The sequence below is a fragment of the uncultured Alteromonas sp. genome (assembly GCF_963976965.1).
In the GTDB taxonomy this organism is placed as follows: Bacteria; Pseudomonadota; Gammaproteobacteria; order Enterobacterales; family Alteromonadaceae; genus Alteromonas; species Alteromonas naphthalenivorans.
The window spans coordinates 117,024-129,613 of record NZ_CAXBMP010000010.1; the positions used below are offsets into that span (position 1 = coordinate 117,024).

Below are 12,590 nucleotides of genomic sequence, written 5' to 3' on the forward strand. Positions count from 1 at the left end.
CATTACTTGCGCCCTGCAAAAGCAGCGTGAACGGCTTCGGTATCGATAGGCGTATCGCCCGAGCGTTCAAACGAACCAGTAAGCTTGCCGTTACTTAGCAACACAATACGGTGCGCAACCTGACAAGCGCCATACACATCGTGGGTTACCATAAATATGGTGGCACCATTGTTTGCTAATTCAGACACCAGCGAGTTAAATTCATCAATAGCAGCAGGGTCGAGGCCAGAGGTAGGTTCGTCTAAAAACAGCACTGGGGCATTACGAAGAATGGCTAATGCAATGGCGGTTTTCTGCCTCATTCCTTTTGAATAGTTCGACAACGTGTTGTGCCAAGCATTTTCTTGAAGGGCTACTTTTTTAAGGGCTTCATGAATAGCATCGTCCGTTTTTTCGACACCGGCAACCGACAAAAAGTAGCGAATATTTTCATACCCTGAAAGGTGACCATAAAGCGTGACCGACTCCGGTAAATAAGCCACCGACTTTTGCACTTCGTTGGTATTGTCTGCTACCGACATGCCCATAACAGACGCTGTGCCAGTGCTAGGTTTCATTAGCCCTAAAAAGGTTTTAAGGGTTGTGGATTTACCCGCACCGTTTCCACCAAGAAGGGCAAACACCTCACCTTTGCCTACTTCAAAATTAAGGTTATCAAGAATAGTACGTTGGCCTATACGTACCGATAATTCACTAGCACTGATTACAGATTTTGATGTCATTGATTTACGGTTTAAAGTCGAAAGTTGGTGATATGTTATATTGTAACAATTGTGATGTGAAATATTTTTTGCATTTTTCGTTTATATAGCTACGAAGCGATTGGTAAATGACTAATTGGTGGTGCTTAGATGGCTAGTTATTGGTGCGTAGCTGGGTAGTAAGTAAAGAGTCGATGGCTAATAAAAAAAGAGTAGGAGGGTAGTAACTAGCCATCCTTATGGTGCTATATCATTGAACAAAATAGGCATTTCATAGACGTGAACATGACTTGCTATTATCTTGTTGTTATTCAGCGTTTAAGAGTATGTTGTAGTGTATATTTTGTATGGTTCTGAAGTGTCTTTGTATACAGGTAAAATTCGCGCTTACCTTAACTATAAGCAACTGCCTTTTACCGAGGTGTTGTCTACCGTATCGGTATACAAAAAAATCATTCGCCCGAAAACCGGTGTTACCTTTATTCCGGTGGTAAAAACCCCTTCAGACGAATACTTACAAGATACCGCCCGCATAATTGATTATTTTGAAGCGCAGGCTCGGGCTAATACACAGGCAGATACCAACACCAATAATCTATCAGTAGTACCCACCACACCCGCACAGCACCTTGTAAGCGAACTGTTCGCCCTATGGGGAGACGAATGGTTAGTTATTCCCGCTATGCACTACCGCTGGAACAAAGATAACTTCCCTTTTATATATGAGGAGTTCGGGCAAGTAGTTACCCCTAAAGCCCCCAAATTTGTTAGAGCGTATTTTGGGAAGAAACTAGCCAAAAAGTTTCAAGGGTTTGTGCCACTGTTAGGCATTACCGAGAAAAGCATTCCGCATATTGAAGACTGGTACGAAAACACCGTTCTGCATTACTTAAACGAACATTTCGCCACCCATAAATATTTGCTGGGCGATAAACCCTGCACTGGCGACTTTGGTTTATTAGGCCCATTGTATGCTCATTTATACCGCGACCCAGCACCTAAACAATTAATGGATAAGCTAGCACCCAATGTAGCCGATTGGGTTAAGCGAATGAATAACCCAAGCGCTGAACAGCACACAAGTGCCGCTGTCAGCAACGATAATAACCCTGCCAGCAACCCCGCCTTTTTAGAAAACGACGAAATACCCCCAACCTTATTACCGCTATTAAAGGATATGTTTGCCCAGCAATGGCCGGTGTTGAAAAACACCTCAGAAGCGTTAGCTGATTGGCGAGAGAAGAATGCGAGTAATGAAAATACTTCGTGCTTTATTCCAAGAACAATAGGGCAGCACACTTTCAAAATAGGGCGGGGCGAAACTGAAAATGCAGAAGAGCAACGTTTTATATCGAGCTTTCATCAGTACAAATTGCAACGTGTATTAGATGTGTTTAATAGCATTGAACAGCCGAGTCCTGAGTTGATAAGTTTGCTGGATGAAGTAGGGGGCTTGGAATATATGCAGTTGAACGTGCAAGACCGAGTTGCTATTGAGCGGAATAGATTGGTGTTTGGATGAATTGGGTTGTGGGCTGTTTTTGTACAGTTTGTTGCGGTTTTGGTGTTGTTGGAAATAAAAAGGAATCATCCCGGAATGTGTGAGTGCCTTTGAAAGGTTGTGGTGTAATAGATTGATAATAGGTTGTTTTCGTGCGAAAGTTTGTGAATTAGGAATATGATGTACGGAAACTTTCGATCTTGTATAAAGGATTTTTTTCATATAATGAGCTTTTAGTTGATCAAGGAAAGTATGGCTAAAATTGGTAGAAATGAGCCTTGTTGGTGTGGTTCTGGTAAGAAATACAAAAAATGTCATTATTTAAGATCGGATGAGATTGCTCATCCAATCGGTCGACTTCTTGCCGAAATAAAGTCAAAGACAGCACATAAAGAATGTCTTCACCCAGAATCAGGGAAAGGCCAATGCAGTAAAAAAGTTATTGATGCGCATTCGATTCAAAAGAGTGGACCTTTAAAACACATCATTGATGACACCAATCATGTTTACACGTTTGGTATTGATAGTAATGGTAAAGAAGAAATTTCAAAATTAGGCTGGCAAAAAGCATCTACCTTTAAAGGTTTTTGCGGGGTTCATGATAAGGCAATGTTTAGCCCCATAGAGGATGAAAGCTACACAGGCTCTAAATTTCAAAGTTTTATAGCAGGTTATCGCGCTTATGCACTCGAATATTTTAAGAAGGTAAGTGTTATAAAGGGCCTTCCTTTCATGAAAGAAAATGTCGACAGAGGCATGAGTCATGAAGAGCAGCTCGAACTTCAAAGAACCTTGGAAACAATGAACCAAGGATTCATGAAAGGCGTTGAGGATTTTAAGGAAACATTAAATTTGTATGTAAATTATCATCAGCAACAAAGCTATGATGAATTTAAAAGTGCTTCATTCTATTTCAGCGGTGACTTAAGCGTGGTTGTCGGGGGTACATTTGCTCCAGACTTTTCAATAGATGAAGAGAGGATTCAGTCACTGGAACCGGGTGTTAAGTTTGTTGAGAACCTATCGGTAAACACTCTGAATACTGATAAAGGTTATGCGATTGTGTTCTCATGGCCCAAGAAGTATAAGAAATGCACTAAGTTCATAGAATCTCTTATTGAGGTAGATAAAACGGTACTTCCAAGCAGATTGATCGAAATTATCTTTAGTTACATTGAAAACAGCTATTTCTCTAAAGCTTGGATTGATGGCCTAGACAGTGCCAAAAGAACAGTAATTGAAGCAATGGCAAGAAATCCTATCCAATATGGTGAGCCAATAAAATTTACTGATTATAATTATACAAATTGGGAGATAGAACGTGTTGTTCTCAACTAACAAGCGCATGTTGTCTGACTGGTTTTCCGCTGCGCTCCAAACCAGCCGCAAATGCGGGCGTTATGTGCAACGTCGAATCCCCAAATGGTTGCTCTAAGAATTTTCTATAACGCGAGGGTTGTTCCCTAGATATCGTAAGGTGAGTATTAAACATGAATTTGTCTAAAGATGAGATACAGGCCGTAGAGAAATATACAACAAACGATCAACAGATCAAAGATTTAGGAGAGGCCGAAAATATACTATCGATTCATGGAGAAAAGTGTAAATATGCTATTCATAAATCAATTCGAGAAGACGCCTTAAGTAAATATCACAATTAACAATAGTAAGTAACAAGGAGGTTAAATGAAGCTATTAGGTCTTATATTTATAGCTATTTCAGTATTTGGTTGGTTTGGATTTTGGTTTGCAGGATCTGGTCATGCAGCATTGATAGCTTTTGGATTTTTGGTGGCAGGTATAGCATTGATGAACGCAAAGAAATCAAATTAATCACATTTAAATTATTTTCCTAATATATAGCGCGGGCTGGGACGCAAACTCGCAGGGCGGCTTCGCCATTATGCCCTACGTGCCTGCGCCCCTTATTTAAAAGTTATGTGTCAAAGGAAAATTAATATAAGAAGGATTTTTAACTATGAAACTAGCAACTAAAATTGGTTTGTCATTCAGCTTTATTGGCTGTGCTGTCGGCGCATATTTCGGTCTATCGCCTGTTTACTCGCAATTACAATCTGGTGTGTTATCCGGTCTAGAAGCTGGGCTAGCATTCTGTATCGCGGGTATCTTTATTGGTAGTGTATTGGCTACTGCAAGCATTCTTTCTTCGAATAAGCATGCCACATAACAACCCAATCAACACACTCACTGAGTTCGCTGGGACGCATACACGTGGTGCGGCTGCGCCATTATGCCCCACATGTCTGCGCCCGTTATTGGAAAATTAAGCCGTACAAGGAATAGATTTTGGTGCACAAAAAGAATCTAAAAGGCAAATTAAGTTCAATGACCTCTGATCAATTGATTAAGTGGCTAGCTTGGATCTTTGTCTCTGCGGTGCTTGTCGTTGCAGCTGTATTCTTGTTTTATTTATTGCATTTTCAAGGTGGGTTAACCGTAGAACATGAGCGTTGGGGAACATTTGGTGATTTTGTAGGAGGCACACTAAACCCAATCTTAAGCTTTCTTGCTTTAACATCACTTTTGCTGACAATAGTTCTTCAAAATCGAGAACTCGAAGCAACAAGAGAAGAAATGTCACAATCTAGAATTGCTGCTCAAGAACAAGTTTCTCATTTTAAGAATGAAAGCAAAAAGGCTGACGTATATAAAACCATTCATGTTTTGGAAGATCGATTGGAAAAACTCTATAGAGAGCCAATATATTTCACGGCAGGAAATGAACTTAGAGAACGAGAGCTCTATTTTGTACTTTCTTTCGCCACTGATGACGCCTTACAGCAAATCATTAAACCCGAAGAGCACCCGCCCGCGGAATATGAGACGCAATTAGTAAAAACTAAGTCACTACTGATGCAGCTTCACTTAACCATAGTTAAGCTATCTATGCAGCTTACAATGCTTACCGAGTTTCGCGACAACAATGCAATACTATTCTTCTATGAGCCAACAATCGGTCACCTTGCATCTAAGCTGGATAAAATCGGTTACCTGCCACCCGATGATAGAGAGTCCCTAAAAATAAACGCAGAAATAAGAGGGAGGGCAATGAATGCTCAAAATCAAATGGCTTAACAAAGCCATCAATTTGACCGCCTTACGCTGCGTTTCAGTCGGTAAATTATGGCGGCGTTAGGGCAAATATATGAAATTCGACAATCTATTTATATCGGAAGAGAAGCCCTATAAAGGGGTCTCAGTTAGAGATAAGTTCTTAGCCCGAGTTTTCGGAATATTCAATGAAGAAATAATAAAAATATGGTGTGAAAATAGTAAATCGCCTTTTTCAAATGTCGGTCGCCCAACCATTTATGATAAAGATGGCAGGTACTACACGTTGGATTTTCTTCTGAAAGATGAAAAAGGGAATCTGTTTGTAACCGAGATGAAATGTGAAATTGAGTATCAAAAGTACAAGAATCTGACACTCTCAAACTCAAAGCAGCTTAATCATCATCGAACGAAAAGAGCATTTCAATTATTTCTTGAGAACGCGGTTTCACCCAATAAGCATTCTGTGAAAGTCAAAGGTGAGCCATTTAGGGTTAGTGGCTCAGCACTCGTGTGGGGTCGAACATCAAGTGAAGGAATTGCTAGTATAAAAAATGAATTTTCAATAGCTCATATAATTTCAACAGAGTCTGTAGTTCAGGATCTATTGGACTGGCAAGATGAGCGTTACTCATCTTACATACAAGAGTACCAAAATTGGTCAAATCAATTATTTAACGGACTCACCGGACGTGAGTAGCCCTAACAAAAAGTTGCAGCCGACGCAGCACGCGGCTGAACTTGGCGTTATGTTCTGAATCAACACTGGAGCAAGTAAGGTAATTATGAAGTGTTTTGCTAGATGGGAAAAAGATGATGAAGCAGGCGTATTCTTTCGAGATCAAACCATCCTGCAATTTGGAAATAGCTGGAATTTCCTTGCTAGCTTTATATTGCTAAACCCAGGGAGTGCTTTACCTTTAAACGGTGAGTCGAAAACTGACTTCTTGCGCGCGAAGAATCTCCCATTCTTTGTCGAGCCTGAAGCAAACGAGAAATACGTTGAATTTTCGGTTGATTGCTTAATGCAAGATGTTCTAAAGCTATTTTCTTCTAACTTTGGTGGTGGAACCATCAGGTTGTACAATTTGTTTAATCTAAAGAATCAATATTCGGGTGAAGCTGTAGAGCAATTCAAGAAAAATGCGAAACATCCTAAAATGTTTTCTTCGGAATCAGAAATAAAACTTGCCAATGCACCTGTAATTGTTGCTTCAGGTGGCAATGCCAAAGATTCAGAGTTAAAGAAGCAGCTAATCAAGCAGATACAGTTGGCACCCAAAGAAAATTTGTTTTCACTTTGCCAAAAAGAACCTAAAAAGTACCATCTCAAAAGAGCTGTAGTTGATTCATCAGGGTTTGTCGATAGTTACCATCCGTCTTACACGTTCAAATATGGAAATACAACAGACATTGGTGAGCTACGAACATAAGGCGCTGCTGTCGGACAAATTTACCGCAGAGCGCGGCGTTAGCAGTAGGACTTACCCAAACTAAGTGGACATCTCCTATAGTTAGATAAGAGGTGACTTATGGCTAATAAAAAGAAGGTTCATGCTTATACTGAGGAGTTTCGTAAGGAAGCTGTTCGTAGAGCAGATCAAAAGGGTAACTCCAACCAATCCGTAGCCGCAGAGCTGGGCATTTCCGCGCAACAAATCTACAACTGGCGACGTCAGTTTAAACGTTGTGGCGGCAACCAGTTTTCAACCATTCAAGGTGTGAAGTTTCATCAGGAAGACTCTGATGAAGTGCAAGCGCTTAAGCGCCAATTGGCTGACTTAAAGGAAGAGAATACTTTTCTAAAAAAGGCAGCCGCGTACTTTGCGAGCGACCAAGAGTAAAGTACGCACACATTAAAGTGTATGTGGGGCAATTCAGAATAACCGTGATGTGTCGGGCACTTAAAGTGTCTTGTTCTGGCTATTACAAGTACCTCACCCGCGATATATCTGCACACCAGCAACGCCGCAAACAGCTTCGTGAGCAGACCATAGCGCTCTTTGAGAAGTTTCAAAAGCGCTATGGCGCGCCCAGATTAACGCGTGCATTAAAAGCTGAAAACGTGCCCTGCTGCGTTAATACGATAGCGAAAATCATGCAGCGACTACAGTTACGTGCTCGCAACGGTAGAGCGTTTCGTTATTCGCGATATAGCCACAGTAATGTGCGCGTGAGTCAAAACGTATTGCGCCGGCAATTTGTGGCGACAAAGCCCAACACGAAGTGGGGTTACGGACATTACTTACATTCGATTTAAAGGCCAATGGCATTACTTGGCTACCGTAATGGACTTGTACTCAAGAGCTATTGTTGGCTGGGCATTTGATGGTCATATGACCGAAGAGCTTATTATACGAGCCCTCAATATGGCGATTAGTCGACGAGATATAGTGCCTGGGTTAATCATTCACTCCGACAGAGGTGTTCAATATCGTTCCGTGCGATACCAAGACCTGATAATGAGCATCGGTGCCGTATCCAGTATGAGCAGAAGAAGCAACTGCTGGGACAATGCCGTGATGGAATCATTCTTCAGTCGTATGAAAGTCGAACTCATTTATGGAGAGAAATTCAACTCGCTTCAGGAAATCAAATCTTGTATCTTCGAATACATTGAGAATTTTTATAATCGCGTACGCCAGCATCCAACACTGGGTTACGCCAGCATCCAACACTGGGTTATGTAAGCCCATATGAATACGAAGCGATATACGCTTAACATGGATGTCCACTTTGAGTGGGTAAGACCAATTCTAAAAAGGAAAAGTTCAGTTGGACTCTTTTTTTGCTATTGCAGTTTTTCTCTTTGGCTTCGTCTTCATAGCCGCTGCAATTTTATTTGCTTATCTAACTTATAATGACCGACTAAGAGGAATTGACTGGTTGAAACCTGCTGTACTCATAAGTTTTTGCTTATTCGTCGCTTACAACACTTTTTCAAGTGGCTATTATCGTATGATAAAAAGCGGCTTAATAGGATGAAATCGAGCGAACATAATAAGCTGTTATATTGTACAAGGAAGTATGTTGCACAGAAAAAATATTATCGAAACGTTGCAATTGATTTCATCATCAGAAAATCAGTTTTCATACGAAAAAAATGTACCTATTGCTAATGTTCCAGCTGAGCTGTTTTGTATGTGGTTCGACGATTTTTATCATCCCAACTCTACTGAGTTTGTAAATGCATTTAATACTAATGAGCTAATCGATCTCTCATTGTTTAATGAATACTTCGATAAATTTGGTGAAAATGTACCAATGAATAATGGTGTATCAGGCTTGCAAAGTGATTCGAATTGGCTTGCTATCCAATCATATGCAGGTAAATTATTAGACAAGAATAAGTGGTAAGTACCATATAACAAGCCCATGAATTCGTTCGCAAGCTCACTGGGACACTTTCTCGCTGGCTGGCGTCACTACGTTCCTAAGTTGAGCCAGCGTTCAGTCGCCCTTATGTGAGCGTTATGTCACAAGGAGTTTTTTTGAAGAACTTAATATTTTTAATATTGCTACTGCCTAGTTATGGATTTGCGTCAAACTTAGACATAGATATAAACAAAGGATTTTTAGGAGTTAAATGGCTCTCTTCTCAAGAAGAGGTTGAAGCCGTGTTAGGCAAACCGAATGGATATTATCGAATAAATAAGAATAGAACGCTTTTGTTTTACGGAAAATCGGTAAGCTTACTCATTTCAAGAAATAGATTCCGAGAAGTTCATATCGGTGGCGATTTATCAGACGCGCTTTCAGAACTTCCGACAACATTTAACACAAAATATGATGTCAGTAACTTAACTATCAATGGTAAGCCATTTCTCAGGGAGCGATTTGAAAAAGTCGAGGAAGCGCTGAAAATTGAATTGGGAGTTCCATCCTACAGCGTCTCAGCCGGTACGGACGAAGTATTTGTTGATTTGAGCTTTTCTGGCGTAGGCGGTTATGGTTCAGAAAACGAGTTTGTTCTAAGGAAAATAAGCTTTGCCTACCAATTGTGACATAACTAAACGCTTAAGTCGCAGTCCGCTAGGGCGGCCTGCTGGGAAGCTAACACGCAGGACGGCTTCGCCATTATGCCCTAGGCGTTATCGCCCCTTATTTAAAAGTTAGGTTTCCGATAGTTATGCTTCCCGCATTTGACAAGTTACCCTCTGTATTGACATACGAAGAGGTTGAAAAGCAACTCAGTATCATTTTGGATATTGCCGACAAGAGTGAAGAACCGCCGATATACATGATTCAAGAAACAATAAACGAAGCGTTATTCTCATTGGAATACAATCCCAAAGGACGTTTTAGTGTGGAGATAGAAAATAGGGTTTCCAAATGGGGTATGTCGCATTGGGATTGGGAAAAAGCAGATAGAAACTTTATTGACGGACTAACCGCGATAATTATTAATTTTACATCGACTTCAGTAGCTAAACAGTTTTTTGAAGACAAACTCAAAACGGAAACCCGGAAGTTTGCCCAAGAAGAATTAAAGGATGTATTAGAGAATGATGTGTAGGAAACGGAGTCACTTTGAACAGAAAATGGATTTTACTATTGCCTTTCTTTCTCGCAGCCTGTGGATATGAAGGCGATGGAGAGTACAATGAGTCAGGATGGTTTTTAAAGAATTACTACTTAATTTTGCCGCAGAAAGATTTCGCTTCAAATCGTGAATATAGCTTTTCTATTAACGGATACGGCTCTCACGACACGTCATTTCTTCGCGTAAGGTTGTCAAATGACGAGCCGGTAAACTTTCATGAATTGGATACAACTCTAGAAGTACGAATAATCGGCAAAAAGAATGTTACATACTTTTATAGAAGCTCACCCCTTAATGCTCATTATTTGAGAATGGTTGAATTAGGTGAGGCCCAATGGGCAAATGACCTTGAATGGCATTCGCGCTATCAGTATTCAGATGAAAAAATGAAAAATAGGGCTGTTTCTTTCGACCCAGCCTATAAACCAATAGCAACGTCAGATGTTATGTATATTCACAGTTTTCCTTCTGGGACTGAAAACTATAGAGTTAACGTGAAAATCGGAAATGTCCCTGAAGCTTATGAAAACACCAAGATTTCACTAGAGTTTATTTCAGGTTGGAAATAGCTAATGTCGCAAAAACCTAACAACTCAATAAACTCATGCCATTCTGCCCCACATGCCAGCGCCCCTTATTTAAAAGTTATGTGCCGAGGATGAATCTATGAAATACGTTATTTTTTTATTGTCCTTTATATCAACTGGATTGATGGCCAACCCTAGTGCGGCAGATGCTTTTAGCATGGAAACTACTGCTTGTTTTGGCACATGCCCTGCTTATAGAGTTGACGTATTCTCTGATGGAGTAATTGTCTATAAAGGGGATGCCCATACTAAACTAGTGGGTACATATCGGCTTCCCAGCAATCCAGAACTATTCCAAAGAATTCTGCGCCTTCTCGATGAGAACAGCTTTCAAAAACTCCGCGATGATTATGGGTGGGTCGGAGAGGGAGAAGAAAGTCCTTGTAGCGAAGAATGGACAGATCACCCTAGTACAGTTTTATCTTTGCAGTTTGCGAGCAATTTAAAAACAGTGCATCACTACCATGGCTGTAAAGGTTTCGATCGGGAAGAAGAGCTAGAAGCTTTAGAGAAAACACTTTTTGAACTCATAGGCCTCAGTGACTATGTTGGCACATAACAAGCCAATTAACACCAGTGTCCACTTTTATGGGTGAACTCTCCTGGGACGCAAACACGCGGGGCGGCCTCGCTATTATGCCCCACATGTCTGCGCCCCTTATTGAAAAGTTATAAATACCTGTAGCAATTGTGCATAAGCAAATTTAAAGGAATAATATGTTTGCCACTTCTAAGCGTGTAACCTCAAAAATGCTAACTTTCGCAGGGCTAATAATAATTTGTAGCTATTTATTGTTGCGTGGTATTGCGTTTTATCAAAATCAGTCCGTTTCTCTTTCAGGTAGTTATTTTACTTTTAATGGAAAAGAAGTGAGGTATGTGTGTAAAGGAAGTGGTGAGCCTTATGTATTTTTTGAAACAGGTTTCGGTTCAGATTCGGAATTGACTTGGTCACCTATCGTAAAGCATCTTCCTGAAAATTTTACCGCTTGTTATTACGATAGGTTAGGTCATGGAGGAAGTGCTGATGTACCATTAACTTTCACAACAGACGAAAAATCTCATCTCCAAGAATCTCTCATAAAACACATTGCGGGAGAAAATCCAGTTATTTTGGTAGCACATTCTTATGGTGGAATTATTGCCAGAAGAACAGTGGCAAGAGCCAAAATCAATTTAGTTGCTCTGATACTTTTAGATTCAGCGCACGAAAATCAGCATACCGTCATGCGTGGAAAGCTCGATCCAATTTCTGATTCTGTAAAAAATTGGCAATACGTTAATGCGACGTTTGGCTTGTCACAGATAAAAAATATATTCAAAGAATACGATTCTCCTGTATCTAAGCGATTAGACCAACATTATTCAGACTAAACAAGACAGGCATATTTGGAAAGTTAAAGCTGCTTTTACGAAGGCTACATTCGTCGCTAATTGTTTAGGTAAACGTTTCTCTTTAGTTGATGGTTAGAAAAAGCAGAAGTGCGCGTCAGAGTAGCAGGCGCTTAAGTGTATTTATTCCTTCACCAGCGGCAGTTTTCAAACTGCGTGGTTGAGATTAGCCATTCAGATTAAAGAATGTGTACTAAGGGGCAATTTTGGTAGTTGCTAATTGTGCCTGTCTTACTCTCTCTGGTTTATGAAAAGTTAGAAGAATTCAAACAAAGATCTGTCTAGTAAAGTCTGGCCGATTCATGAGCCGAAGAAGCAACTGTTGGGACAAAGCCGTGATTGATTCATTCTTCAGCCGCATTAAAGTCGAACTCATTTATGGAGAGAATTCAACTCGCTTCCGGAAATCAAATCTTGTATCTTCGAATAAATTGAGATTTTTTATAATTGCGTACGCCAGCATTCTACACTGGGTTGTGTAAGCCCATATGAATACGAAGCGATATACGCTTAGCATGGATGTCCACTTTTAGTGGGTAAGGTCACCTTCAATTACGGTAGTTACGATGAAGATTATTACAAGGGATTTCATATCGATCTTTAATGCTTTTTGGTATCGAGATTTTCCACTTGCAAAAGATTTTAAAGAAATAGGTACAAGAGCTGAGTGGACGATTCATTTGGGGGTATGTACACGTGCCACGTCTGACTTACTCGGTTACTTCACATATTTCGAAAGTGGTGGAAGAACTGATGCCGTTATAAAAGATAATAATGAGGAAACTATTGCTAAT

The 12,590-nt window shown here is 40.3% G+C and carries 18 protein-coding genes; 17 read left to right on the forward strand and 1 reads right to left on the reverse strand.

The window, feature by feature from the left end; all coding sequences use genetic code 11:
• Positions 1–2 precede the first annotated feature (2 nt).
• Complete coding sequence (locus AAC006_RS10140; protein WP_339891225.1) at positions 3–722, reverse strand: ABC transporter ATP-binding protein; 720 nt, start codon at positions 720–722, stop codon at positions 3–5.
• Positions 723–1,035: 313 nt separating this feature from the next.
• Between AAC006_RS10140 and AAC006_RS10145 the strand changes: the two genes are divergently transcribed.
• The 17 genes from AAC006_RS10145 to AAC006_RS10225 form a co-directional block, all read left to right on the forward strand.
• A complete protein-coding gene (locus AAC006_RS10145; RefSeq protein WP_339891227.1) occupies positions 1,036–2,223 on the forward strand; it encodes a glutathione S-transferase in 1,188 nt (395 codons plus the stop codon).
• 231 nt (positions 2,224–2,454) lie between these two features.
• Positions 2,455–3,540, forward strand: a complete 1,086-nt coding sequence (locus tag AAC006_RS10150) for an SEC-C domain-containing protein (RefSeq protein ID WP_339891228.1) — start codon at positions 2,455–2,457, stop codon at positions 3,538–3,540.
• Positions 3,541–3,692: 152 nt separating this feature from the next.
• A complete protein-coding gene (locus tag AAC006_RS10155) occupies positions 3,693–3,863 on the forward strand; it encodes a hypothetical protein (RefSeq protein ID WP_339891229.1) in 171 nt (56 codons plus the stop codon).
• A gap of 25 nt (positions 3,864–3,888) precedes the next feature.
• On the forward strand, positions 3,889–4,035 hold the full coding sequence (locus AAC006_RS10160; protein WP_339891231.1) for a hypothetical protein: 147 nt from the start codon (positions 3,889–3,891) through the stop codon (positions 4,033–4,035).
• A 145-nt stretch (positions 4,036–4,180) separates the two neighbouring features.
• Positions 4,181–4,390, forward strand: coding sequence for a hypothetical protein (locus AAC006_RS10165; protein ID WP_339891232.1), 210 nt, complete (start codon positions 4,181–4,183; stop codon positions 4,388–4,390).
• A 158-nt stretch (positions 4,391–4,548) separates the two neighbouring features.
• A complete protein-coding gene (locus AAC006_RS10170) occupies positions 4,549–5,298 on the forward strand; it encodes a hypothetical protein (RefSeq protein WP_339891234.1) in 750 nt (249 codons plus the stop codon).
• 70 nt (positions 5,299–5,368) lie between these two features.
• A complete protein-coding gene (locus AAC006_RS10175; protein ID WP_339891235.1) occupies positions 5,369–5,974 on the forward strand; it encodes a hypothetical protein in 606 nt (201 codons plus the stop codon).
• Positions 5,975–6,059: 85 nt separating this feature from the next.
• Complete coding sequence (locus tag AAC006_RS10180; RefSeq protein WP_339891236.1) at positions 6,060–6,707, forward strand: hypothetical protein; 648 nt, start codon at positions 6,060–6,062, stop codon at positions 6,705–6,707.
• A 99-nt stretch (positions 6,708–6,806) separates the two neighbouring features.
• The gene (locus tag AAC006_RS10185) at positions 6,807–7,118 is read left to right on the forward strand and encodes a transposase (RefSeq protein ID WP_339891237.1); all 312 of its coding nucleotides are present in this window, start codon (positions 6,807–6,809) and stop codon (positions 7,116–7,118) included.
• Positions 7,119–7,475: 357 nt separating this feature from the next.
• Positions 7,476–7,964 (forward strand): IS3 family transposase, encoded by a 489-nt coding sequence (locus tag AAC006_RS10190; protein ID WP_339891238.1) that lies wholly within the window; start codon positions 7,476–7,478, stop codon positions 7,962–7,964.
• 337 nt (positions 7,965–8,301) lie between these two features.
• Positions 8,302–8,631: a hypothetical protein gene (locus tag AAC006_RS10195; protein ID WP_339891239.1), complete on the forward strand. Its 330-nt coding sequence runs from the start codon at positions 8,302–8,304 to the stop codon at positions 8,629–8,631.
• 134 nt (positions 8,632–8,765) lie between these two features.
• Complete coding sequence (locus tag AAC006_RS10200) at positions 8,766–9,278, forward strand: hypothetical protein (protein ID WP_339891241.1); 513 nt, start codon at positions 8,766–8,768, stop codon at positions 9,276–9,278.
• A 125-nt stretch (positions 9,279–9,403) separates the two neighbouring features.
• Entirely contained in the window at positions 9,404–9,790 is a 387-nt protein-coding gene (locus AAC006_RS10205; RefSeq protein ID WP_339891243.1) for a hypothetical protein, read from the forward strand.
• Between the two features lie 14 nt (positions 9,791–9,804).
• Positions 9,805–10,386 (forward strand): hypothetical protein, encoded by a 582-nt coding sequence (locus AAC006_RS10210; protein WP_339891245.1) that lies wholly within the window; start codon positions 9,805–9,807, stop codon positions 10,384–10,386.
• Positions 10,387–10,483: 97 nt separating this feature from the next.
• Complete coding sequence (locus AAC006_RS10215; RefSeq protein WP_339891246.1) at positions 10,484–10,963, forward strand: DUF6438 domain-containing protein; 480 nt, start codon at positions 10,484–10,486, stop codon at positions 10,961–10,963.
• A gap of 158 nt (positions 10,964–11,121) precedes the next feature.
• On the forward strand, positions 11,122–11,778 hold the full coding sequence (locus AAC006_RS10220) for an alpha/beta hydrolase (RefSeq protein WP_339891248.1): 657 nt from the start codon (positions 11,122–11,124) through the stop codon (positions 11,776–11,778).
• 584 nt (positions 11,779–12,362) lie between these two features.
• Positions 12,363–12,590: hypothetical protein (locus AAC006_RS10225; RefSeq protein ID WP_339891249.1), on the forward strand; the 228-nt coding region annotated here is incomplete at its 3' end.

Excerpts from the sequence above, each read along its gene's own strand:
- AAC006_RS10140 (WP_339891225.1), bottom strand. The coding sequence starts at position 722 with ATGACATCAAAATCTGTAATCAGTGCTAGTGAATTATCGGTACGTATA.
- AAC006_RS10150 (WP_339891228.1), top strand. The coding sequence starts at position 2,455 with ATGGCTAAAATTGGTAGAAATGAGCCTTGTTGGTGTGGTTCTGGTAAG.
- AAC006_RS10155 (WP_339891229.1), top strand. The coding sequence starts at position 3,693 with ATGAATTTGTCTAAAGATGAGATACAGGCCGTAGAGAAATATACAACA.
- AAC006_RS10160 (WP_339891231.1), top strand. The coding sequence starts at position 3,889 with ATGAAGCTATTAGGTCTTATATTTATAGCTATTTCAGTATTTGGTTGG.
- AAC006_RS10165 (WP_339891232.1), top strand. The coding sequence starts at position 4,181 with ATGAAACTAGCAACTAAAATTGGTTTGTCATTCAGCTTTATTGGCTGT.
- AAC006_RS10170 (WP_339891234.1), top strand. The coding sequence starts at position 4,549 with ATGACCTCTGATCAATTGATTAAGTGGCTAGCTTGGATCTTTGTCTCT.
- AAC006_RS10175 (WP_339891235.1), top strand. The coding sequence starts at position 5,369 with ATGAAATTCGACAATCTATTTATATCGGAAGAGAAGCCCTATAAAGGG.
- AAC006_RS10180 (WP_339891236.1), top strand. The coding sequence starts at position 6,060 with ATGAAGTGTTTTGCTAGATGGGAAAAAGATGATGAAGCAGGCGTATTC.
- AAC006_RS10185 (WP_339891237.1), top strand. The coding sequence starts at position 6,807 with ATGGCTAATAAAAAGAAGGTTCATGCTTATACTGAGGAGTTTCGTAAG.
- AAC006_RS10195 (WP_339891239.1), top strand. The coding sequence starts at position 8,302 with ATGTTGCACAGAAAAAATATTATCGAAACGTTGCAATTGATTTCATCA.
- AAC006_RS10205 (WP_339891243.1), top strand. The coding sequence starts at position 9,404 with ATGCTTCCCGCATTTGACAAGTTACCCTCTGTATTGACATACGAAGAG.
- AAC006_RS10215 (WP_339891246.1), top strand. The coding sequence starts at position 10,484 with ATGAAATACGTTATTTTTTTATTGTCCTTTATATCAACTGGATTGATG.
- AAC006_RS10220 (WP_339891248.1), top strand. The coding sequence starts at position 11,122 with ATGTTTGCCACTTCTAAGCGTGTAACCTCAAAAATGCTAACTTTCGCA.